The sequence below is a fragment of the Bordetella sp. N genome (genome assembly GCF_001433395.1).
In the GTDB taxonomy this organism is placed as follows: Bacteria; Pseudomonadota; Gammaproteobacteria; order Burkholderiales; family Burkholderiaceae_B; genus Bordetella_C.
In genome coordinates this window covers 4,346,908-4,370,167 of the sequence record NZ_CP013111.1, presented here as the reverse complement: position 1 = coordinate 4,370,167, position 23,260 = coordinate 4,346,908, and the positions used below count along the sequence as shown (strand labels likewise).

The window sequence follows — 23,260 nt, the reverse complement described above, 5'->3', positions numbered from 1 at the left end:
GCGGGGCATGATCGAAACGATGGGCAAGCGCATTCGGGCTTGGGGTGGACGTGTCGCGGCGGCGGGCCTGGCCCCGCTCGCGCCGCTGGCCTTCATGGCCGCGGTAGTGTCGATGACCTGTTTGGCGACGGTGGCGGACGTGCAGGCCCAGGGCCTGGCGCCGGCGTCGCAGAACGTGCTGCCGCGGGAACTGGCCCAGACCTGGCGCGCCAGCAAATTGCCGGATTCGTCCCTGTCGCTGGTGGTGCAGGAAATCGGCGGCCCGCGGCTGATGTCCATCAATGCCAAGGAGCCGCGCAATCCGGCTTCCGTCATGAAGCTGGTGACCACCTGGGTAGGCCTGTCCGACCTGGGGCCTAACTACACCTGGCACACCGACCTGCTGGCCGAGCCGGGCGCCCGCGTCGGCGCCGACGGCGTGCTGCCCGGGCCCTTGTACCTGCGCGGCGGCGGCGATCCGCTGCTGTTGATGCAGGACTTGTGGAGCCTGCTGCGCGACCTGCGCCTGCACGGTGTTCGCCAGATCAACGACCTGGTGATAGACCGCACGATGTTCGGCAATGTGGCGGTCGACCCCGGCGCCTTCGACAGCGCGCCGGACCGGCCCTACAACGCCAACCCGGACGCCCTGATGGTGGGCTTCGGCGCCGTGCGCCTGTTGTTCACGCCCGATCCGGCGGCGCGCAAATGGAACGTGGTCATGGATCCGCCCCTGCCCGGGGTGAAGATCGCCGGCCAGCTGGAATGGAGCGATATCCGTTGCCCGGGCTCGCCGGAAATCAGCACGGATCCCGTCATCACCCAGCAAGGCGTGTCGCTGCGCATCGGCGGCAAGGTGGCCGGTTCCTGCGGCGAATTCGACGTCTACCGCCTGGCGTTGGGCCAGCCGGAATTCGCCACCGAAGTGTTGCGCCTGCTGTGGCGCGAACTGGGCGGCACGTTCAACGGCCGCGTCCGCGCGGGCATGGTGCCGCCCGATGCCGTGCCGCTGGCGACCCATGAATCGCCCTCGCTGGGCGACATCATCCGCAAGATCAACAAGCGCAGCAACAACGTCATGGCGCGCACGCTCCTGCTGACCGTGGGGGCCGAAGGCGGCCGCCGCCCGGCCACGGTGGAAAGCAGCGGCGAGGTGGTTAGGCGCATCCTGGCCAGCCAGGGGCTGAACATGCCGGAACTGGTGGTCGACAACGGCGCGGGCCTGTCGCGCGTGGCGCGGGTGTCGGCCGACAGCCTGGCGTCGATGATGACGGTGGCGTGGAACTCGCCCTTCATGCCTGAGTACATGTCGTCCCTGGCCATCGCGGGCCTGGATGGCACGGTGCGGCGGCGCATGCGCGGCAAGGGCACCCAGGGCATGGCGCATTTGAAGACCGGGACCTTGAACGGGGTCCGGTCGATCGCGGGCTATGTGCTCGGCGCCAGCGGCAAGCGCTACATCGTGGTGAGCATCGTCAACCATCCGCAGGCCGAGTCGGTGCGGGCCTTCGACGATGCGCTGATCGCCTGGCTGGCGGAACGCTAGGCCGGCTGGCGCGCGGCGCGGGGCAGGAATCCACGGCCAGGTTCAAGTCCAGGAAGGCCACGTTCAAGTCCACGTTCAAGGCCGGGGTTCACGGCTGCGATTCACGGCTAAGATTCAGGTCTGAGATGCCGGGCCAGGATGCGCCCGCCCCATGAATCCCGGAGACCACCATGCCCGTGCATGAAATACGCCACCCACTGATACGCCACAAGCTGGGCATCATGCGCCGTGCCGACCTGAGCACCAAGAGCTTTCGCGAACTGTCGCAGGAAGTCGGCGCGCTGCTGACCTACGAAGCCTCCAAGGATCTGCCCCTGGAAACCTGCACGGTGGAAGGCTGGTGCGGTCCCATCCAGGTGGAAAAGATCGCGGGCAAGAAAATCACCGTGGTGCCCATCCTGCGCGCCGGCATCGGCATGCTGGACGGCGTGCTCAGCCTGGTGCCGGGCGCCAAGGTCAGCGTGGTGGGCATCGCCCGCAACGAGGAAACCCTGCAGGCGCATACCTATCTGGAACGCCTGGTGGGCGAACTGGACCAGCGTACCGCGCTGATCATCGATCCCATGCTGGCCACCGGCGGTTCCATGGCTGCGACCATTGACCTGCTCAAGCAGGCGGGCTGTCGCGATATCCGCGCGCTGGTGCTGGTGGCGGCGCCCGTGGGCATCGCCCACATCGAAAAGCTGCATCCCGACGTTTGCATCTACACGGCCTCGATCGACGAACGGCTCAATGAGGACGGCTACATTATCCCAGGCCTGGGCGATGCCGGCGACCGTATCTTCGGGACCAAGCAGAAAGAAGAGTAAGGGCAGGGCGCGCCGGCAGGGGGCGCCGCGCGCCGCGATGTTGTCCGCCGGGCGAGGCTTGTGGCGCTACGAGCCTTGGCCAGGCGCCGGCTGCCGCTACACCGTCGCGTCCGCGGGTTCGGACAGATGCTGCCCGAACCAGTGCAGTTCGTTCCCCAGCCGCGCCACTTCCCCGACGAACAGCATGGCCGGCGCATGGATGCCATGGGCGCGGGCCAGGCGTGGCAGGTCTTCCAGCTGGCCGGTCAGTACGCGTTGCTGCGGCCGGCTGCCGTTTTCCACCAGGGCGAACGGCGTCCGCGGATCGCGTCCGTGCTGGATCAGGCGCCGCGCCAAGGCATCCAGCTGCCCCACGCCCATATAGAACGCCAGCGTCTGCGTGGCGCCCGCCAGGGCCGGCCAGTCCAGCGTATCGGCTTCGGCGCTGGAGTGCGCCGTCACCAGATGCACCGATTGTGCATGGGCGCGGTGCGTCAGCGGGATGCCGGCGTGGGCCGCACAGGCCAGCGCCGCGGTGATGCCCGGCACCACTTCATAACGGATATTGCGCGCGCGCAGGAATTGCAGCTCTTCGCCGCCGCGGCCGAAGATGAAGGCATCCCCGCCCTTCAGGCGCACCACGCGCCGGCCCAGGCGCGCGTTGTCCGCCATCAGCGTATGGATGCGGGTCTGCGTGGCGTGATGGTCTTCGCCCGTATGCTTGCCCACGTCGACGCGCTCCGCGTCGCGGCGGGCCAGGGCCAGGACGTCGGGGCTGACCAGACGGTCGTAAAGGATGACGTCGGCTTCATTGAGGGCGCGCAGCGCGCGCAGGGTCAGCAGGCCGGGATCACCGGGGCCGGCGCCGACCAGCACCACGCTGCCGGCGGGAACCTGCTGAGGCGTGTCCAATTCTTCCTTCAGGGCGGCTTCGGCCTCGTCCGGCCGGGCCTGGCGCAGCAGCGCCGCCACCGGGCCGTCCAGCAGCCAGTCGTAGAAGCGGCGGCGCGCGCCCAGGTCCGGGCGGGCGGCGCGGATGCCGGCGCGATGGCGCGCGGCCAGCTGTGCCAGCGGCGCCAGGGCGTGGTCGAACAGGGATTCGATGCGCTCACGCAGGCGCCGCGCCAGCACGGGCGCCACGCCTGACGAGGATATCGCCACGATCAGGGGTGAACGGTCGACGATGGAGGGGACCTGGAAGGAGGACAGCTCCGGGTCGTCGACCACATTACAGAACAGCCGGCGCGCTTCCGCGCACTGCGACACATGGGCATTGACCGCCCGGTCGTCGGTGGCCGCCACCACCAGCCAGACCGCCTCCAGCCAGTCCGGCTGGAAGTCGCCGGCCAGATGCGCGATGCGGCCGTTGGCCACCAGCGCCTGCAGGTCGGCCGTCAGGCGCGGCGCGCCCACGCTCACCTGGGCGCCGGCTTCCAGCAGGGCCTGGGTCTTGCGGGCGGCGACGGTGCCGCCACCGACCACCAATACCGGGCGCTGGTTCAGGTCGGCGAATAGCGGGAACAGCTTCATGAGGGATATCCGAGGGGAAACGCGCGAGCGGGGCGGATGGTCATTGGATCTGTCTCGATGGACGAGGTCGACCGCGCTTATCGCCGCCATTCGCACACGCGCAGGTCGCGCGCGTCTTGCATTCTAAGTTTGCCGCCGGCCCGGGGCGAACGAACAAGCGGGCATTTCCATATTATTGAAATGTATAAAAATCGCAAAAACCATAGAAAGACGGAATAAAACTTCCTGGCCCCCTGGCGGGTCAGATGCAAAGCCGGACAGTGTAGTATCGGCCATGCTTCTTAGCGTATAGCGGGGTTTCCACAGTGTTTTCTGATTCCAAGATTCTGGCGGTTGCCGCCCTGGCCATGTCCCTGGGCGCTGGCGCCGCGCAGGCCGGTGTCTGCGACGCGGCCTTCATGCACGACGGCGGCGCGGTGCAACTGACGGGCAAGGGCAACCTGGCGCTGGGCGCGGATCTGGCCTTCAGCGAAGTCAACAAAAGCAACGGCGACAACTGCCGCGCCCGCGTCAACGGCGTGGCCACGTTCTCCTATGCCGGTTTGCCACCCGGCAAATCCAAGCTGGATTACTTGATGACGGTCAAGGCCGGCCAGGCGACTTTCGTGAAGTATGAGAACGCGGGGGAAAAGCCCAGCGGCGAAGGCCAGTTTGACCTGCGCATGCTGGGGTTGTTCGCTTATGACGGCAAGCTCAATGCCGGCCAGAAATTGCCGGGGTCGAATTTCAAGTTGCGTATCGGCAAGGAAGCGCCGGTCGGCGGCACGCCCACCACCACCGTGCACATCGGTCAGAAGACCGTGGGCGCCAAGCAGGCGCTGGACACCGCGCTGGGCAAGGAAAGTTGCTTCCCGGTCAGCTACACACGCAATTCCGATCCCACCATGGCCACGTTCAATCGCTTGACCATCCCCATCCCCGGCATCAATTCCACCGTCACCGATTGGTACTGCCCGGCGGTCAACCTGGTGATGAAGCAGGACATCGACCAGCAGGGCGTCAAATCCACGGTGGAGATCACGCAACTCAAGTAGAGGCTCATGGTATCAAGTAGAGGCACATGGTAAGAACTAGATTCCATCGGGGAAATCGCGGAGCTGGCTTTGCCAGTCCGCCGGTTTCGCCCCCTGGGGGGCCGCGCTCCGCGCGGTACGGGGGGGCAATTTCTGCTGGTATCATCAAACGGTCTTGGACACGTAACGCAAGGAGCGAACTATGAACGCGAGAAAATCCCCGGAAGCCGTCAAGGAAACCCTGATCGACAACGTCAAGACCAGCTTGAACGACGCCGAAGACCTGCTGCGCGAAGCGGCGTCCACCACCGGTGACAAGGCCGCCGAGTTGCGTGAACGCGCGCTGGCCACGCTCAAGCGCACGCGCGAAACGCTCTATGACGTGCAAGACGCCGTGCTGGAACGCAGCCGCAAGGCCGCTCGCGCCACGGACGACTACGTGCATGACAATCCCTGGCAGGCCATCGGCATCGCCGGCGGCGTCGGCCTGCTGGTCGGCCTGTTGATCAGCCGCCGCTAAGCCTTTCGTCTGGTCTTCCCGCTGATCGGCCACCATCGTCAGCGGGCCGATTTCAGCGGAATGAAGATGTGGCACGGCGCTTGCGCCGTCGCCCGCATCTTTCATCCGCCTCATCCTGATTCTCCATGGCTATTCGAAAATCCCTGCTGGGTGTTGCCTCCAGTCTGGTCGAGTTGGGCCGCACGCGTTTCGAGCTGCTGACCCTGGAAGCCCGGCTGGAACAAGGCCGGCTGCTGCGTTTGCTGGGCCTGTCCTTCGCCGCGCTGCTGTTTCTGACCCTGGCCGTGCTGGTGTTCTCCATCCTGGTTGCCATCTATTTCTGGCCTACCGAACAGCGCCATCTGGCTTTGGGTGTCCTGGCGGGTGGCTATGCCGTCCTGGGCGTGATTCTGCTGATCGTCGTCTGGCGCAATCTGGTGCATGGGCCTGGCCCCTTCGCCGCCACGCTGGAAGAACTGGGCCGCGACGTGCAACTGCTGGATCGCGTGCGCGCGGCGGCGCAGGCCGAGGAAGCCGCCGAAGAGGCCGCCGAGCAGGCGCGCCAGGCCCGGCGCGATCGCACACGAACGGGGGTTTGAGATGAGCAATAAACTTTCGCCCGCCGTGGATCGCGCGGTTCGCATGGAATTGCTGCGTGCCAAGGCGGCGGTCGAGCGCGAAGCGCTTGTGCATAACCTGGCCGAGGCCGGCGTGGCTTTGTCGCCTACCCATATGGTGCGCAGTGTCCTGCCCCCCAGCCTGCGTGGGCTGGTCGGTGGTTCCCGCTCGGGTGGCCACGGAGGCGGTGGGCTCAGTGGGCTCATTTCCGGCGCCGGGGGCAAGCAGCTCGCCTTCCAGGCATTCACCCTGTTGCGGCGTTACCCGATGGTGCTGTCCAGCGCATCGGCTTTGCTGCTTGGCGGCAACAAGAAATCCAAATTCCTGAAGCTGGCGGCCGGCGCCCTGGTCGGCTGGCAAGCCTTCCGCGTATGGAAGGAGAAAGAGGGCTCCCCCGCTACCGCGCGGAGCGCGGCCCCCCCAGAGGGGCGATACTAGCGGACCGGGAGACCCGGCTAGAAAGGAGGCTCCCCCCTACCGCGCGGAGCGCGGCCCCCCCAGAGGGGCGATACTAGCGGACCGGGAGACCCGGCTAGAAAGGAGGCTCCCCCCTACCGCGCGGAGCGCGGCCCCCCCAGAGGGGCGATACTAGCGGACCGGGAGACCCGGCTAGAAAGGAGGCTCCCCCCTACCGCGCGGAGCGCGGCCCCCCAGGGGGCGACACTAGCGGACCGGGAGACCCGGCTCCGCAGTGTCCTTGATGGGCAGGCCCTTTTACTGAAAGGGGGGCTCTTTGGTGAGAGCCTAAAGCCCGAGTTCACCCCAGATCGCATCGACGCGATCCTTGACCGCCTGGTCCATGACGATGGGCGTGCCCCATTCGCGCGTGGTTTCGCCGGGCCACTTGTTGGTCGCGTCCAGGCCCATCTTGCCTCCCAGGCCGGATACCGGCGACGCGAAGTCCAGATAGTCGATGGGCGTGTGCTCGACCAAAGTGGTGTCGCGCACCGGGTCCATGCGCGTGGTCATCGCCCACACCACTTCCTTCCAGTCGCGCGGATCGATGTCCTCGTCCACCACCACGATGAACTTGGTGTACATGAACTGGCGCAGGATGCTCCATAAGCCGAACATGACCCGCTTGGCGTGGCCCGGGTACTGCTTGCGGATGGACACCACGGCCAGGCGGTAACTGCATCCTTCCGGCGGCAGGTAGAAATCCACGATCTCCGGCAACTGGCGGCGCAGCAGCGGCACGAACACTTCGTTCAGCGCCACGCCCAGAACCGCCGGCTCGTCCGGCGGCTTGCCGGTATAGGTCGAGTGGTAAATCGGATTGCGCCGCATGGTGATGCGGTCGACGGTGAACACCGGGAACCAGTCGCGCTCGTTGTAATAGCCGGTGTGGTCGCCGTAAGGCCCTTCCAGCGCCATCTCGTAGCCGGTATCCGGCGGCGGATTGACCCCCTCGGGCACCACGGGCGCGACGGCACGCGGGTCGCTGTTCGGCAGCAAATGGCCTTCCAGCACGATTTCGGCGAAGGCCGGCACCGACAGCTTGCTGCCCAGGGCCTGCGTGACCTCCGTACGCGAACCGCGCAACAGGCCGGCGAACTGATACTCGGACAAGGTGTCCGGCACCGGCGTCACCGCGCCCAGGATGGTGGCGGGGTCGGCGCCCAGGGCCACCGCGACGGGGAAGGGCTGGCCGGGATAGGCCTGGGCGTGATCGCGGAAATCCAGCGCGCCGCCGCGATGCGACAGCCAGCGCATGATCAATTTATTCGGCGCGATCGGCTGCTGGCGATAGATGCCGAGGTTCTGGCGCTTGGCGTTGGGTCCGCGCGTGACCACCAGGCCCCAGGTCAGCAGGGGGGCGACATCGCCCGGCCAGCAGGCTTGCAGCGGCAGGCGCGACAGGTCGACATCCTTGCCTTCCAGGACGATCTCCTGGCAGGCGGCGCCGCGCACGGTCTTGGGGCTCATGTCCCACAGCGCCGACTTCAGCATCGACACCTTGGCGAACGCATCGCGCAGTCCCTTGGGCGCTTCGGGCTCGCGCAGCGAAGCCAGCAATTCGCCGACCTCGCGCAGCGCCGCGACGTTGGCCGCGCCCATGCCCCATGCCACCCGCTGCGGCGTGCCGAACAGATTGGTCAGTACCGGCATGGCGGCAGGGCGGCCGTCGTGCTGCGCGTTCTCGAACAACAGCGCCGGCCCGCCGGCGCGCAGTACGCGATCGCCGATTTCAGTCATTTCCAGGCGCGTCGAGACCGCCGTCTGGATACGTTTGAGGTCGCCACGCGATTCAAGTTGGGCGATGAAGTCTCTTAGGTCTCGGTATTTCAATGCAATCCCGGGAAGATGAAGGAGAGTTAGGTAAAATTGCGCAAAGTTGCAAACCTATTAGAGGCTTAGTTACATACGCATCCGGCGATAAAGGTTAACATCACCCTCCTTTCAATTCACGCAGGAGGTCACCATGCCCGATGCGTCAGCTGCCAGTGTCGTGTTTCGGCATTTGGCCCAAGGAGTGCACCGCTATCTTGCCGAATGGCTGCGTATTTGCTCGGTTTACCTGGGCATTGCGGTCATCGTGACGGTAAGTATGGGATTCGCCTTGCCCGGTCTGCGCGACCAGGCTTTACAGGTGCACAAAGCCTTGCTGACGGCGCTTGCGCCAAGTTCTCTACCGTCTTCCGCGTCTCCGGACCAGGACGGCCTGCTCGCGGGCGATCTGGACGCCGATACCGGGGCTGCCATAGCTCTGGCCGTGCCCGACACCCCCGCCAGTAATGCCACGGGATATCTCACGCCCTTGCTGCATCCGCCGACCCCGGTGCGGCCGCGTGTTGACGCGCCCGCCACCAGTGTCCAGGTGGAAGCCCTGCGCAACTACATATCGCGCAAGTACAAGGTGGCCTATGACGCCACCGGGGTGCTGGTCAATACCGCCTACAAGGTGGGGCGCGAGCTGAAGGTCGATCCTCTGCTGCTGCTGGCCGTGATTGCCATCGAGTCGCGCTACAACCCGTTCGCGGAAAGCAGCGTGGGCGCCCAGGGCCTGATGCAGGTCATGACCAGTGTGCACCGTTCCAAGTTCGACACCTTGGGCAGCAAGAATGGCGCGCTGGATCCGGTGGCCAACATCCGGGTCGGTGCCGGCATCCTCAAGGATTGCATCGGCCGGCGCGGTTCGGTGACGGGCGGCCTGGCTTGCTACGTGGGTGCCAGCGGTCCCAACGATGGCGGCTACGGCGACAAGGTCCTGGCCGAGCGCCGCCGCCTGGCGGTGTCGTCCGGGATTCCCTTGGCGCGGGATTGATGCGGTTTGATGCCGGGGCGCTGCCAGCCCCTGGCGCTTGATCGGACGAGCCCGTCCAGGAAAAAGGCCCCTCAGGATTTTCTGAGGGGCCTTTTCTTGTTTTTACAGCGCCGGTTCGCGCAGCGTTTCCAGGAACGCGCCGATGCGCGTGGCCGCTTCCTCCAGCCGATCAAGGCCGGTGGTGTAGGCGAATCGCATCGTGTGATGCCCGTGGGCCGGGCCGAAGTCCAGTCCCGGCACGGCGGCCACGCCGAACTCGTGCAGCAGGCGATGCGAGAACGTGGCGCTGTCCACGCCCTGATTGGCCAGATCCGCATAAATATAGAAAGCACCGTCCGGCTTGACCGGCACCGACAGGTCCATGCCGGCGAAAGCCTGCAGCATGAAATCGCGGCGCTGGCGGAAGGCCTCGCGGCGCTGCTGGTAGACCTTCAGCGTATCGGCCTGGAAGCAGGCCAGGGCCGCGTGCTGAGCCAGGGTCGGCGCGCAGATGTGCAGGCTGGCGGCCATTTTCTCGACCACGCCTACCAGGTTCTGCGGCACGATCAGCCAGCCCAGGCGCCAGCCGGTCATCGTGAAGTATTTGGAGAAGCTGTTGATGACGAAGATGTCGTCGTCCAGCGTCAACGCCGACCGGGGCGCGTGCTCATAGGACAGGCCCAGGTAGATTTCGTCCATCAGGGTAAAGCCGTCGCGCTCGCGCACTTCGCGCAGCAACTCGGTGAGCTCGGCCGGCGCCACCGAGGTGCCGGTGGGATTGCTGGGCGAGGCGATCAGCACGCCCTGGGTGCGCGCCGACCAGTTGTCGCGCACGTCCTGCGCCGACAGCTGGTAGCGCTTGGCCGCGGTGCTGGGCACCAGTTGCGGCCGCCCGCCGCTGGCCAGCACGAAGTTGCTGTTGGCCGGGTAGGAGGGGTCGGGCATCATGACCTCGGCGCCCGGGTTGACCAGCGCCGCGCAGGCCAGCGCCAGGGCACCCGACGCGCCGTTGGTGACGATCACGCGGGAGGGATCGACGCGGGCGCCGAATTCCGTTTCGTAATAATGGGCGATGGCTTCGCGCAGGGCCGAGATGCCGGCGGGCGCGCTATAGCCGCTGAGGCCGGCGCGGGCGGCCCGGTCCAGCGCTTCCACCACCTGGGGGGGCGCGGTAAAGTCCGGTTCGCCGATACCCAGGCTGATGATGTCGCGGCCGCTGGCCTGGAGTGCCTGCGCCTGCTTGAAGAGCTCGACCACTTGGAAGGTGAGGAAGTCTTGAGTGCGGGAGGCAAGGCGTGGCATGGTGATCTCGAAGCAGGAAGCAGTTGGGGCGCCGGGGCGTGGATGCATGCCGGGCGTCTTGGTGGGTGGCCCGGGCTCCAGGGGGAGCGGGGGCGTAGGCAGAAGCTGGACGGGGTTTTTTTGGTCGCGCGAGAAAGAAAAATCAAAAATCTGCGCTACGGTGAAAAAAACACCTAAACCTGAGCCAATGGAGGGATTGTAGTCGCATGGAGAGCAATCGCCGCGCATTTTTATTAGGTCGACGACCACCGGAGACGCCCTGGGCGGCTTTTTTACGACGCTTGCGCCGTAGCTGCGAGGGGGAGTTGCGGGTGGAACCCGCAGGCGGGGCGGGCGATGCCGCCTCGGGCGCGGCCCCGGGCAGTGCCGCCTGGTGGCGGCCGGCGTCGGCCGTCGACGTTCGGGTGGCCCGCGAGTTGTGCGCTGAGTACGGCGTGGTGATGGCCCTGGCGGAGACGCGTGGGGAGGCGCCCGGGCGCCTTTGCCTGTGGGTGGACCCACGTTCCTTGAACAGCTTGCGACGCCTGGACGATGGACTGCCGTCGACTGCCGCGCCCGCGGCTGGCCCCGTCGCGCCCGCGGCCACCTCAGTCGCACCCGAGCCGCCCGCCGCGGCCGCGGCCATGGCCATGGGATCGCGGTGGCGGGCCGGGCCGGGTGTGACGATGGCAACGCTGGCGCAGGCGGGGCTGGAGCAGTTCGCGGGGCTGCCGGGTGAGATGACGGTGGCTGCCTGGCTGGCCAGCCGCGCCTATGCGGCAACAGGGCCGGGCCTGGCCTGCCCGCCCGGGCTGATCAGTGCGGATGTGATGCTGGCCGACGGCGCGCTGGAGACGCTGGGACCCTTTGGCGCCAGTGGCGGCGTGCCCCTGCGCAGCGGGACGGGACAGGCCTTGATTCCGGCCCTGTACACCTTGTCCACGCGCGCCAACGCAGAGCGCTGCCGGGCGCAGGCCGCCTGGCTCGCCCGCTACCGGCTCGACGCCCTGACCCCGCCGCCGCCCGCCGAAGCCAACCTGGCCGGCCTGCTGGCCGGCCACGAGGGCGCCCTGGCGTGGCTGGAAAGCGCCGTGCTGCAAGCCACGCCGCCCGCCACCGGCGGCGCCGCCGGCATAGGCGCGCCCGACCCCTCCGCGACGCCCCTGCCGGCCTCAGCGGGCGGCGGCGGCGACGCATCCCAGGACAGCGCGGAAACGAGCCCGTATACCGCCGACGCAAGGGCGCTGGACGCCTACATCAAGGACGCCTTCGACCCGGCCGGCATGTACCCGGATGCCCCCGTGCCGTAGTGGATGACAAGGGCCAGCAACCCAGGTTTCCCTGATCTGCCGCAAGCGCGGGTGTGCTCTGCCTGACACATTTTGAGTGGAATTCTGCAAGCAAGGAGTAACATTGCAGCCAGTTTTTCCACCCTGAAAGCGATCATGGACGCCAATTTACGCAAGGCCGCGCTCGAATATCACGAGCAGGGCCGCCCCGGCAAAGTTTCGGTAACGCCCACCAAGCAACTGACCAACCAACGCGACCTCGCGCTGGCCTATACGCCCGGCGTGGCGGCAGCCTGTGAGGAAATCGTCGCGGACCCGGTCAACGCCGTCCGCTACACCAGCCGCGGCAACCTGGTCGGCGTCATCACCAACGGCACCGCCGTGCTGGGCCTGGGCAATATCGGCGCGCTGGCCTCCAAGCCGGTCATGGAAGGCAAGGCCGTCCTGTTCAAGAAATTCGCCGGCATCGACGTCTTCGACATCGAGATCAACGAAACCGATCCCGACAAGCTGGTCACCATCATCGCCGGCCTGGAAGCCACCTTCGGCGGCATCAATCTGGAAGACATCAAGGCCCCGGAATGCTTCACGGTGGAGCGCCAGCTGCGCGAGCGCATGAAGATCCCCGTCTTCCATGACGACCAGCATGGCACCGCCATCACCGTCAGCGCCGCCTTCATCAACGGCCTGAAAGTGGTCGGCAAGGACATCGACAAGGTCAAGGTCGTGGCGTCCGGCGCCGGCGCGGCCGCGCTGGCCTGCCTGGACCTGATGGTCGACCTGGGCCTGCCCCTGGAAAACATCTGGGTCACCGACATCGAAGGCGTGGTCTACGAAGGCCGCACCGTGCTGATGGATCCGGACAAGGAACGCTTCGCCCGCAAGACCGACCTGCGCAAGCTGGGTGAGGTGATCGAAGGCGCCGACGTCTTCCTGGGCCTGTCGGCCGGCGGCGTGCTGAAAGCCGACATGGTCGCCAAGATGGCGGCCAGGCCGCTGATCCTGGCCCTGGCCAACCCCACGCCGGAAGTGCTGCCCGAAGTGGTCAAGAGCGTGCGCGACGACGCCGTGATGGCCACCGGCCGTTCGGACTATCCGAACCAGGTCAACAACGTGCTGTGCTTCCCCTACATCTTCCGCGGCGCCCTGGACGTGGGCGCCACCACCATCACGCGTGGCATGGAAAAGGCGGCGGTGCACGCCATCGCCGCGCTGGCGCAGGAAGAACAGAGCGAAGTGGTGGCCGCGGCCTATGGCACCTACGACTTGTGCTTCGGCGCTGAATACTTCATTCCCAAGCCTTTCGATCCCCGCCTGATCGTGCGCATCGCGCCGGCCGTGGCCAAGGCCGCCATGGAAGAAGGCGTGGCTACCCGCCCGCTGACGGACATGGACGCCTATGTCGCCCAGCTGCAGCAGTTCGTCTATCACTCGGGCGCGTTCATGAAGCCGCAGTTCGCGGCGGCCAAACAATACGTGCGCGACGGCGGCAAGGTGCGCATCGTCTTCTCCGAAGGCGAGGACGAACGCGTCCTGCGCGCGGTGCAGGTGGTGGTCGACGAAGGCCTGGCCCGTCCCATTCTGGTGGGGCGCCCGGCCGTGCTGGCCGCGCGCATCGAAAAGCTGGGCCTGCGTCTGCGCCTGGGCCAGGACATCGAAGTCACCAACCCGGAATACGATGAACGCTTTCATCGCTACTGGACGACGTACTGGGAAATCATGTGCCGGCGGGGCATCAGCAAGGAAATGGCGCGCGTCGAAATGCGCCGCCGCCTGACCCTGATCGGCGCCATGATGGTGCACCTGGGCGATGCCGACGGCATGATCTGCGGCACGGTGGGCGCTTACGCCGACCACCTGCGCCTGGTCGACGAAGTGATCGGCAAGAAACCGGGCGCCCAGACCTATGCGGCCATGAGCATCCTGCTGCTGGCCGAGCGCACCGTGGTGCTGGTGGACACGCACATCAACGATGAACCCAGCGCCGAGCAGATCGCCGAATACACCATCGCCGCCGCGGCCGAAATGGAGCGTATGAATCTGGCGCCCAAGGTGGCCTTGCTGTCCCGTTCGAACTTCGGTTCGGGCAGTTCGTCGTCAGGCGCCAAGATGCGCGAAGCGCTGCGTCTGGTGCGTGAACGCGCGCCTGACATCGAGATCGATGGCGAGATGCACGGCGACTGCGCGCTCGACGAAGAACTGCGCATGCGCATCCTGCCGTCGTCCACGCTCAAGGGCATCGCCAATCTGTTGGTATGTCCCAACGTCGATTCCGGCAACATCGCCTACAACCTGCTCAAGACCACCGCCGGTGGCAACGTCGCGGTGGGCCCGTTCCTGTTGGGCGCCAATGCGGCCGTGCATATCCTGACGTCCAGTTCGACGGTGCGTCGTATCGTCAACATGACGGCGCTGACCGTGGTCGACGCGAATAGTCGCACGATCAAGACAGTCTGACCGGCAACACCGGCTCCGTGGCAACATGGACCGGTGTCTGCGACTTCCGAACGGCGTGCCATGGCACGCCGTTTGCGTTGGCGCCCGCCGCGGAACCGGCACTGTGGTGTTTGCCACGCAATGTCACTATTCGGCGACAAGGTCTTTTGGTTTTTTGGGCGAACTCAGTGTATTGTCCGTTGCGTGTTGCGCGGGTGTGATGTTCGCTGATTTCCTTGGTGGGACGCACATCATGTGCGAACGATTGATTGAGCCGGCATATGCCGATACGATGCAGCGTTAAAGCCCGGTGCCTGTGTTGACAGGTGGGCGTATTACCAGGAGGTCCCCGCATGGCCAATTCCGGTCAGTCCGCTTTGCAGCGGCAGTTGCAGCGCGGTGGCGCTTTGGATCCCACGTCAGCGGACTCGGCGGGGCTGGCTGACGCCGCTCGCGGGATGGGCGCTGCCGTGTTTGTCGCCGATTGCGATCGTGCCCGCAGCCGCTCCGCGGTCTTGCGCGCCATCGCCAAGGCAGTCGATTTCCCCATGTATTTCGGCGGTAATTTCGACGCGCTCTACGATTGCCTGTGCGACACCTTGCTGGACCAGAAGGTCGGCGTGGTCTTGTACCTGCAGAAGCTGCATTCGGGCGATCCGGTGCTGGAGGAAGACGCCGGCCGCATCGAAACCGTATGCGGCGACGCGGCCGAATTCGCGCGCGAAAACGGCCGCCTGTTCGCCTACGTGATCGAGCACGCCGGCGCGCACCCGATGGCCGAGCCAGGCGTCGCGGCCGCGCCTTACGGCGAAGGCGACTGACGCCTGTCGGCGCGTCCCACTAACGTTTGCGGGCGCGTCCCTATACCCAGTTCAACGTGGCCGCCGCCGCGGCGGCCAGCGCCAGGCCCGCGGTTTCCGTGCGCAGGATGCGCGGACCGAACGTGACCGCTTGCGTACCGGCGCGCCGCGCCGCCGCCAGTTCTCCTTCGTCCCAGCCGCCTTCAGGTCCCACCAGCAAGGCCAGTTCACGCAGCGTGTCGGCCGCGCGCAAGGCGTCCGTATACGGCATGCCGCCTTCGGGGTGGCACAGCACGCGCAAACCCGTCGAGGGTTGCGCCAGCCACTGTTCCAAGGTGACCGGTTCGGCCACGTGCAGCAGACGGTTGCGGCCGCATTGTTCGCTGGCCGATACGGCGATGCGGCGCCAGTGGGCCAGGCGCTTGTCCTGGCGCGCGCCGCTCAATTGCAGCACGCTGCGCCGGGCGGCGATCGGCACGATGGCATGCACGCCCAGTTCCACGGCTTTTTCCACGATCCAGTCCATCTTGTCGCCGGACGGCAGGCCCTGCACCAAGGTGATCGCGCCGGCCAATTCGGCTTCACGCGGATCCTGGGCGCCCAGTTCGACCGCGGCCGCGCGGCCGTCCACCTGCAACACCCCGGGAAACTCGCCGCCCTGGCCATTGAACAGGGACAAGGTCTCGCCGTCGCGCAGGCGCAGCACGCGCACGGCATGGTGCGCGGCGGCCTCCGGCAGCGCCAGGCGGCTGTTGGGCGCAAGCGGCAGATCGACGAAAAAACGCGGTATAGGCATGATGGTGGATAACAAACGGGCTGCGAACACGCTATTTTGACTGCATTCTTCCCCGACCATCTACTCATCGGCAACCGGCCGTGCCGGCCTGCCGCCCAGGGGCCAAATCGCCGGTCCAAGCCGGGTAATCCCGCGGTGCTAAAATCTTGAGCTTTTGCAACCCTACCGGCTCGTTGTTACGTTGCGGCCGGCGAGAGAGCCCTCACGAATGAGCAATCCGACAGCCCGTCAACCTTCCTTGGCGGATGCGATCCGCGCTTTGGCGATGGACGCCGTGCAACAGGCCAACTCCGGACACCCGGGGGCTCCGATGGGAATGGCGGAAATCGCCCAAGCCCTGTGGACCGGCCATCTGCGCCACAACCCCACCGATCCCACCTGGGCTGACCGCGACCGCTTCGTGCTGTCGAACGGCCACGGCTCGATGCTGCTGTACGCTTTGTTGCATCTGAGCGGCTACGACCTGCCGATCGAAGAACTGAAGAATTTCCGCCAGCTGCATTCGCGCACCCCGGGCCACCCGGAAGTGGGCATCACCCCGGGCGTGGAAACCACCACCGGCCCCCTGGGCCAAGGCGTGACCAACGCGGTGGGCATGGCACTGGCCGAAGCCCTGCTGGCGGCGGAATTCAACCGCCCGGGCCATGCCATCGTCGACCACTACACGTACGCGTTCGTCGGCGACGGCTGCCTGATGGAAGGCATCTCGCACGAAGCCTGCTCCCTGGCGGGCACGCTCAAGCTGTCCAAGCTGATCGTCTTCTATGACGCCAACGGCATCTCCATCGATGGCCACGTCGACGCCTGGTTCGGCGACGACACCGCCAAGCGTTTCGAAGGCTACGGCTGGAACGTCATCGGCGCCATCGACGGCCACGACGCCGGCGCGGTCGACGCGGCCATCCGCCAGGCCCACGGCCACGCGGCCAGCCATGGCGGCCCCACGCTGATCATCTGCCGCACCGTCATCGGCAAGGGCGCGCCCACGATGCAGGGCACGCACAACGTCCACGGCGCCCCGCTGGGCAAGGACGAAATCGCCGCCACCCGTGCGGCCCTGAACTGGAACTACCCGCCTTTCGAAGTGCCCGCCGACGTCTACGCCGGCTGGGACGGCCGTCCGCGCGGTGAAAAGCTGCAGGCGGAATGGCAGCAGCGCTTCGATACCTATACCGCGCAGTTCCCGGCTGAAGCCAAGGAATTCAAGCGCCGCATGAAGGGCGACCTGCCGGCCGACTTCGCCGAGAAGGCCCAGGCCTATCTGGCCGCGACCGAAGAAAAAGCCGAAACCGTCGCCACCCGCAAGGCCTCGCAATACGCCATCGCCGCGCTGGCGCAGGCGCTGCCGGAACTGCTGGGCGGCTCGGCCGACCTGACGGGCTCCAACTACACCGACTGGAAGGGCGTTGCACCGGTGCGCGCCGGTGGCGAGAACGGCATCCAGTTCGGCCGCCACATCAATTACGGCGTGCGCGAATTCGGCATGGCCGCGATCATGAACGGCATCGCGCTGCACGGCGGCTACCTGCCTTTCGGCGGCACCTTCCTGACCTTCTCCGACTACTCGCGCAACGGCATCCGCATGGCTGCCCTGATGAAGCAGCGCGTGGTCCACGTGTTCACCCACGACTCCATCGGCCTGGGCGAAGACGGTCCCACCCACCAGTCGATCGAGCACGCCAACAGCCTGCGCCTGATCCCCAACCTGTCGGTCTGGCGTCCTTGCGACACCACCGAAACCGCGGTGGCCTGGATCGAATCGGTTTCGCGTCCCACCAGCATCGGCATGGACGTGCATGACGGCGGCCCCAGCGCCTTGCTGTTGTCGCGCCAGAACCTGGCTTTCGTGCCCCGTGACGCGGCCACCACCGCGGCCATCGCGCGCGGCGGCTACGTGCTGCGCGACGCGGCCGAAGCGCGCGCCGTCATCATCGCCACCGGCTCGGAAGTGGGCCTGGCGCTGGCCGCGCAGGAAGCGCTGGCCAAGGACGGCGTGGCGGTGCGCGTGGTCTCCATGCCCAACACCAACGTCTTCGACAAGCAGGACGCCGAATGGCGCGCCAGCGTGCTGCCCAAGGGCCTGCCGCGCGTCGCCGTCGAGGCCGGCACCACCGGCCTGTGGCACAAATATGTCGGCCTGGAAGGCGCCGTGGTCGGCATCGACCGTTACGGCGAATCGGCCCCGGCCGGCGAGCTGTTCAAATATTTCGGACTGACCGCGGAGAAGGTAGCCGAGGCCGTCAAACAAGTTTTGTAAAAGGAGATCCAGACATGACCATCCGTGTTGCCATCAATGGCTATGGCCGTATCGGCCGCAACGTCCTGCGTGCTCACTACGAAAGCGGCAAGAAGCACGACATCGAAATCGTTGCCATCAACGATTTGGGCGATCCCAAGACCAACGCCCACCTGACCCGCTACGACACGGCCCATGGCCCGTTCCCCGGCAAGGTCGAGGTCGACGGTGAATACATGGTGGTCAATGGCGATCGCATCCGCGTGCTGGCCAATCGCAACCCGGCTGAACTGCCCTGGGGCGAGCTGAAGGTCGACGTCGTGATGGAATGCACCGGCTTCTTCACCACCAAGGAAAAGGCCGGCGCCCACCTGAAGGGCGGTGCCAAGAAAGTCATCATCTCCGCGCCTGGCGGCAAGGATGTCGACGCCACCATCGTCTACGGCGTCAATCACAACGTGCTGAAGGCCAGCGACACGGTCATCTCCAACGCTTCGTGCACCACCAACTGCCTGGCCCCCCTGGTCAAGCCGCTGCACGACGAGCTGGGCGTGGTGTCGGGTCTGATGACCACCATCCACTCCTACACCAACGACCAGGTGCTGACCGACGTCTATCACGAAGACCTGCGTCGCGCCCGTTCGGCCACCATGAGCATGATCCCCACCAAGACCGGCGCTGCCGCCGCGGTGGGCCTGGTGCTGCCCGAGCTGAATGGCAAGCTGGACGGTTTCGCCATCCGCGTGCCGACCATCAATGTGTCGCTGGTCGACCTGTCGTTCATCGCCAAGCGCGAAACCACGGTCGAGGAAGTCAACGCCATCCTGAAGAAGGCGTCGGAAGGTTCGCTCAAGGGCATCCTGGACTACAACACCGAGCCGCTGGTTTCGGTGGACTTCAACCACAACCCGGCCTCCAGCACGTTCGACGCCACGTTGACCAAGGTCACGGGCACGCTGGTCAAGGTTTCGTCCTGGTACGACAACGAGTGGGGCTTCAGCAACCGCATGCTGGACACCACCGTGGCGCTGATGCAGGCGAAGTAATGCGCCGCCGGCGGCCTGGTGGGGACCGGGCGCCGGCAACCTAGAACGATACGAAGGGGACACGCTGTCCCCTTTGTCTTATGGGGCGCTGTACCCCAGAGGAGAAGCAGTCCATGTCCAAGGTGAATACGCTATCCGCGCTGGCCGAGTCCGGCGCGCTCAAAGGCAAGCGCGTCTTTATCCGCGCCGACTTCAACGTCCCCTTCGACGATAACGGCAACATCAGCGAGGACACGCGCATCCGCGCGTCGGTGCCGGGCATCAAGCTGGCCCTGCAGGCCGGCGCGGCCGTCATGGTCACGTCGCACCTGGGCCGGCCCAAGGAAGGCGTGCTGACGCCGGAAGACACGCTGGCCCCGGTGGGCAAGCGCCTGGCCGAGTTGCTGGGGCAGGACGTGCCGCTGGTGCAGAACTGGGTCGAGAACGGCGTGAACGTCGCGCCTGGCCAGGTGGTGCTGCTGGAGAACTGCCGCGTCAATGTCGGCGAGAAGAAGAATGACGAAGCGTTGTCGCGCAAGATGGCGGCGCTTTGCGATGTGTACGTGAACGATGCGTTCGGCACCGCGCACCGCGCGGAAGCCACGACGCATGGCATCGCCAGGTTCGCGGCCGTGGCCTGCGCGGGTCCGCTGCTGGCGGCCGAGCTGGATGCCCTGGGCCGTGCGTTGCATGAGCCCAAGCGCCCGCTGGTGGCGATTGTCGGGGGTTCCAAGGTGTCGACCAAGCTGAGCATTTTGCAGTCGCTGGCGGCCAAGGTGGATCAGCTGGTGGTCGGTGGCGGGATCGCCAATACGTTCCTGCTGGCGGATGGCAAGTCCATCGGCAAGTCGCTGGCGGAAGCGGATCAGGTGCAGGAAGCGGTCGCGGTGATCGATGCCATGGGCAAGCGGGGCGCGGCCGTGCCGATACCCACCGACGTGGTGTGCGCGAAGTCCTTTGGCGCCGATGCTGAAGCCACCGTGAAGGCGGCCGATGCGATTGCCGACGATGACATGGTGCTGGATATCGGTCCGCAGAGCGCGCAGGCGCTGGCCGACATTTTGAAGAAGGCTGGCACCATCGTGTGGAACGGTCCTGTTGGCGTGTTCGAATTCGAGCAGTTCGCGAAGGGCACCGAGGTCATTGCCCACGCCATCGCCGATTCGTCCGCGTTCTCGATCGCCGGCGGCGGGGATACCTTGGCGGCCATCGCCAAGTTCGGCATCACCGACAAAGTGGGCTACATCTCCACTGGCGGCGGGGCTTTCCTGGAGTTCCTGGAAGGCAAGACCTTGCCGGCGGTTGAGGTGCTGCAGCAACGGGCTGGCTAGGCGTTTGGCCCAGCTTGCCAGGCTGGCCGATTGGCTGGCTGGCTGCCTGCCCCAGGGCTCCGCGCGGCCCTTCGGGCCGCTCGGAGCAAAATAAATGAGGCCTGTGCAATGCACAGGCCTCATTTTTGTAGCTGGGGCACAGCGGAGCCGGCTTTGCCGGTCCGCCAGTGCCGCCCCTTGAGGGGGGCGCGCGCAGCGCGTTGGGGTGGGCTTTCCCTCCGGTCCGCCAGTGCCGCCCTTTGAGGGAGGCGCGCGCAGCGCGCTGGGGTGGGCTTTCCCTCCGGTCCGCCAGTGCCGCCCCCCCTGGGGGGGCCGCGCTCCGCGCGGTAGGGGGGTTACCTCCCCTCGCGCCAGCGTTTCAGGGACGGGCGGTCCCATTGTGCGGCGGCGTACTCCCGCAAGTGGGCGGGGACCTCTTCACCGGACAGGATCAAACGATTCAGCATCAAGGCCAGATCGGCATCGGCGATGCACCAGTCATCGAACAGGTGCTGCCGGCCAGCCGGAAGCAGGCAACTCGCCACCCGGATCAGGCGCGTGGCGTCCAGCTGGCCCTTGTCCGACAGCGGGCCCGGTTTCATGCCCTCGAAGACCACTTCGGTCGGCCGCTCGCCACGCAGCGCGCTCAGGTCGCTGCGCAGCCACGCCTGCACCTGCCGCATGCGGGCGCGCTTTTGCGGGTCGGCCGGGCAGATCGCCGCATGCCCCGGCGCTGGAAACGCATCTTCCAGATACTCGACGATGGCGCTGGATTCGGTCAGATAGAAATCATCATGCGCCAGCACCGGTACCTTGCCAGCCGGCGACCGGCAGAGAAACGGCGCCATGCGCTGCTCCCCCAGTTCCAGGTCGACCAGACGCAACTCGAAGTCCAGGTTCTTCTCCACCAGGGCGACGTAGGCTGCCATCGCATAGGGACTGAGCAGGCGATTGTCGATGTAGAGGGTGAGCGGTACAGCCACGTTCGGCTCCAGATCATGGAAAAAACGGGGAAATCGCCCCCGTCACATTCTCCATAGCTTAGCAGGCGCGAGCCGGCCGGGCCCCGCCAGGGTCACGCCGACAGCACCGCCCGGTTGCGCCCGCGTTGCTTGGCGCGATACAGCGCGCGGTCGGCGCCTTCGATGATGCTCTGGATATCGGGGTCGTCCTCGCCGGCCATCGCCACCCCCAGGCTGATGGTGATGCGTATGGCAGAGCTGCCGTGCATGACCGGGGTTTCCTGCACCGACAGGCGCATGCGTTCGGCCAGCGCCAGCACCGCCCCCGGCGGCGTGCCGGCCAGAAGGATGACGAATTCCTCGCCGCCGAAGCGCGCCACCAGGTCGGTCTCGCGCACGCAGGACGTCAGTATCTCGCCCACCTTCCGTATCGTCGCGTCGCCTGCGCTGTGGCCATAGCTGTCGTTCACCTGCTTGAAGAAGTCGATGTCCGCCATGATCACGGTCAGGTGACGGGCCCCGGCATCGGCCAGCATGATGTCCGCCGCGTACAGGAACGAACGCCGGTTCAGCAGCCCGGACAGCGGATCGATGCCCGCGGCCCGGCGCAATTCGCTGATCTCTTGCGCATAGCGAATCTCTTCTTCCTGGGCCTGGCGCTGGACCAGGTCGGCGCGCTCCTGCTCCACCCCCAGGCGCCGCATCAGGGACCGCAAGGCGGCCGACAGGTCGACGATCTCGCGCGCGCCGGCCAGACGGGGCAGCATGGTGACGGAATGGTCCCGGCCCAGGTCGCGCGCCGCTGCCGTCAAGGCCCTTAGGGGCGTGGCGATGCGGCGGGCGATGAACCAGGTCAGGGTGACGCCGGCGATCGACACCAGGATGCTCAGGATCAGCGCGCTCCATTCCAGACGCCGTACCGCCGCGTAGGCGTCGCGGGCCGGCTGCTGCGCGATGATCAGCCAGTTGCGGCCCGGATAGTCGCGATAGCCGGATGCCATGGCGTAGCCGGTCAGCATGGCGCCGTTGTCGCTGTCGGCCTCGAACACGCCCTGACGGCTTTGCAGCATCTGGGCGATCTGGGCGTCGCTGAAGGGTTTGCTGCCCAGGTGCGGGCCCAGCAGCATGGTGCCGTCGGAAGACAGTATCCACAGGTCGCGAATACCGCCGGCGGTGTCGTTTTCCAGCATCGCCCGGCGCACTTCGGCCGCCCAGGTCCAGCTCAGATGGGCGCCGATGACCCCCACCGTCACGCCGCCGACCAGGATGGGGGAGGCGATTTCGACGAAGCGGAAGGCCTGGCGCTTGTCCCGGCCCAACAGTTCGCCCAGCAGTTTGGATTCGCGCACGTCGCCGATATAAGGGCTTTCCAGGCCGCGCTGGAACCACAGACGATCGGCCACGGACTTGCCTTCCAGTTGGCCCTGCGTCGAGACCACCACGTTGCCGGCCAGGTCGGCCACGCCCACCCAGGCGTAGTCCATCATCGAATTCTGTCTGCCGTTGAGCAGGGCGCGCAGGGGGCCCGGTTCCATGCCGCGCACCGTGGGCGCTTCCGCCAGGATGCGCACCTCGCGGAAGCGCTCGTACATGTCGCGATCCAGGGTGCGCGCCATGGCGGTGGCGATATTGGTGACGTGCGCTTCGATCAGCTCGCGCGTCTGGCGCTTGCCCATGTAGGCCGCCCCGCCGGCCGCGGCGGCCACCAGGGCCAGGCACAGCGTTCCCGCCAGCAATGTGATCTGCTGCTGAATCGTGAGGGGGCGACGACGGTACAAAAGCGGGTACCCGGCGAATTTGGAATGGGCCCAATTCTGTCGCAAACGCAAAAGTGGCGCTACTCATTCGGCCACTATGTTGGAAAAACACCGGCTTTCCGCGACAAATCCAAAAGAACCCTGCTCGCAA

The 23,260-nt window shown here is 66.4% G+C and carries 19 protein-coding genes; 13 read left to right on the top strand and 6 right to left on the bottom strand.

Annotation, left to right across the window (positions count from 1 at the left end; genetic code table 11):
- The first annotated feature begins 94 nt into the window (after positions 1-94).
- Complete coding sequence (gene dacB, locus ASB57_RS18735; protein WP_057656259.1) at positions 95-1,525, top strand: D-alanyl-D-alanine carboxypeptidase/D-alanyl-D-alanine-endopeptidase; 1,431 nt, start codon at positions 95-97, stop codon at positions 1,523-1,525.
- A gap of 170 nt (positions 1,526-1,695) precedes the next feature.
- Complete coding sequence (gene upp, locus ASB57_RS18730; RefSeq protein WP_057653593.1) at positions 1,696-2,334, top strand: uracil phosphoribosyltransferase; 639 nt, start codon at positions 1,696-1,698, stop codon at positions 2,332-2,334.
- A gap of 96 nt (positions 2,335-2,430) precedes the next feature.
- Here the strand turns inward: upp and cysG are convergent, their stop codons facing one another.
- Complete coding sequence (gene cysG, locus ASB57_RS18725) at positions 2,431-3,843, bottom strand: siroheme synthase CysG (RefSeq protein WP_057653592.1); 1,413 nt, start codon at positions 3,841-3,843, stop codon at positions 2,431-2,433.
- Positions 3,844-4,190: 347 nt separating this feature from the next.
- Here cysG and ASB57_RS18720 point away from each other — a divergent pair, with 347 nt between their 5' ends.
- The 4 genes from ASB57_RS18720 (at position 4,191) to ASB57_RS18705 (ending at position 6,411) form a co-directional block, all read left to right on the top strand.
- The gene (locus ASB57_RS18720) at positions 4,191-4,877 is read left to right on the top strand and encodes a hypothetical protein (RefSeq protein WP_082622030.1); all 687 of its coding nucleotides are present in this window, start codon (positions 4,191-4,193) and stop codon (positions 4,875-4,877) included.
- Positions 4,878-5,058: 181 nt separating this feature from the next.
- Positions 5,059-5,376, top strand: a complete 318-nt coding sequence (locus ASB57_RS18715) for a YqjD family protein (RefSeq protein ID WP_057653591.1) — start codon at positions 5,059-5,061, stop codon at positions 5,374-5,376.
- Positions 5,377-5,501: 125 nt separating this feature from the next.
- Complete coding sequence (locus tag ASB57_RS18710) at positions 5,502-5,954, top strand: phage holin family protein (protein ID WP_057653590.1); 453 nt, start codon at positions 5,502-5,504, stop codon at positions 5,952-5,954.
- Between the two features lies 1 nt (position 5,955).
- Positions 5,956-6,411 (top strand): hypothetical protein, encoded by a 456-nt coding sequence (locus tag ASB57_RS18705; RefSeq protein ID WP_057653589.1) that lies wholly within the window; start codon positions 5,956-5,958, stop codon positions 6,409-6,411.
- A 306-nt stretch (positions 6,412-6,717) separates the two neighbouring features.
- On the opposite strand, the gene ASB57_RS18700 is transcribed toward ASB57_RS18705, so the two are convergent.
- A complete protein-coding gene (locus ASB57_RS18700; protein ID WP_057653588.1) occupies positions 6,718-8,262 on the bottom strand; it encodes a UbiD family decarboxylase in 1,545 nt (514 codons plus the stop codon).
- Positions 8,263-8,395: 133 nt separating this feature from the next.
- On the opposite strand from ASB57_RS18700, the gene ASB57_RS18695 reads away from it, so the two are divergent.
- Positions 8,396-9,238 carry a lytic transglycosylase domain-containing protein gene (locus ASB57_RS18695; RefSeq protein WP_057653587.1) on the top strand — a complete coding sequence of 281 codons (843 nt, stop codon included), beginning with the start codon at positions 8,396-8,398 and terminating at the stop codon, positions 9,236-9,238.
- A 102-nt stretch (positions 9,239-9,340) separates the two neighbouring features.
- On the opposite strand, the gene ASB57_RS18690 is transcribed toward ASB57_RS18695, so the two are convergent.
- Positions 9,341-10,519 carry a pyridoxal phosphate-dependent aminotransferase gene (locus ASB57_RS18690; RefSeq protein ID WP_057653586.1) on the bottom strand — a complete coding sequence of 393 codons (1,179 nt, stop codon included), beginning with the start codon at positions 10,517-10,519 and terminating at the stop codon, positions 9,341-9,343.
- A 311-nt stretch (positions 10,520-10,830) separates the two neighbouring features.
- Between ASB57_RS18690 and ASB57_RS18685 the strand changes: the two genes are divergently transcribed.
- The 3 genes from ASB57_RS18685 to ASB57_RS18675 all read left to right on the top strand — a co-directional run bounded on the left by ASB57_RS18685 (position 10,831) and on the right by ASB57_RS18675 (position 15,044).
- On the top strand, positions 10,831-11,808 hold the full coding sequence (locus tag ASB57_RS18685; protein WP_057653585.1) for a hypothetical protein: 978 nt from the start codon (positions 10,831-10,833) through the stop codon (positions 11,806-11,808).
- Positions 11,809-11,943: 135 nt separating this feature from the next.
- Positions 11,944-14,244 (top strand): NADP-dependent malic enzyme, encoded by a 2,301-nt coding sequence (locus tag ASB57_RS18680; protein WP_057653584.1) that lies wholly within the window; start codon positions 11,944-11,946, stop codon positions 14,242-14,244.
- A 332-nt stretch (positions 14,245-14,576) separates the two neighbouring features.
- Positions 14,577-15,044, top strand: a complete 468-nt coding sequence (locus ASB57_RS18675; RefSeq protein ID WP_057653583.1) for a barstar family protein — start codon at positions 14,577-14,579, stop codon at positions 15,042-15,044.
- A 40-nt stretch (positions 15,045-15,084) separates the two neighbouring features.
- Here ASB57_RS18675 and ASB57_RS18670 read toward each other — a convergent pair whose 3' ends face one another.
- Positions 15,085-15,819, bottom strand: coding sequence for a 16S rRNA (uracil(1498)-N(3))-methyltransferase (locus ASB57_RS18670; protein WP_057656257.1), 735 nt, complete (start codon positions 15,817-15,819; stop codon positions 15,085-15,087).
- Positions 15,820-16,027: 208 nt separating this feature from the next.
- On the opposite strand from ASB57_RS18670, the gene tkt reads away from it, so the two are divergent.
- The 3 genes from tkt to ASB57_RS18655 all read left to right on the top strand — a co-directional run bounded on the left by tkt (position 16,028) and on the right by ASB57_RS18655 (position 20,411).
- On the top strand, positions 16,028-18,076 hold the full coding sequence (tkt, locus tag ASB57_RS18665; RefSeq protein WP_057653582.1) for a transketolase: 2,049 nt from the start codon (positions 16,028-16,030) through the stop codon (positions 18,074-18,076).
- Between the two features lie 14 nt (positions 18,077-18,090).
- Positions 18,091-19,101 (top strand): type I glyceraldehyde-3-phosphate dehydrogenase, encoded by a 1,011-nt coding sequence (gene gap, locus ASB57_RS18660; RefSeq protein ID WP_057653581.1) that lies wholly within the window; start codon positions 18,091-18,093, stop codon positions 19,099-19,101.
- Between the two features lie 113 nt (positions 19,102-19,214).
- On the top strand, positions 19,215-20,411 hold the full coding sequence (locus ASB57_RS18655) for a phosphoglycerate kinase (RefSeq protein ID WP_057653580.1): 1,197 nt from the start codon (positions 19,215-19,217) through the stop codon (positions 20,409-20,411).
- Between the two features lie 335 nt (positions 20,412-20,746).
- On the opposite strand, the gene yfcF is transcribed toward ASB57_RS18655, so the two are convergent.
- Both yfcF and ASB57_RS18645 read right to left on the bottom strand, forming a co-directional pair.
- Entirely contained in the window at positions 20,747-21,373 is a 627-nt protein-coding gene (gene yfcF / locus ASB57_RS18650; RefSeq protein WP_156414210.1) for a glutathione transferase, read from the bottom strand.
- A gap of 92 nt (positions 21,374-21,465) precedes the next feature.
- Positions 21,466-23,130, bottom strand: coding sequence for a diguanylate cyclase (locus ASB57_RS18645; RefSeq protein ID WP_156414209.1), 1,665 nt, complete (start codon positions 23,128-23,130; stop codon positions 21,466-21,468).
- Positions 23,131-23,260: the final 130 nt, after the last annotated feature.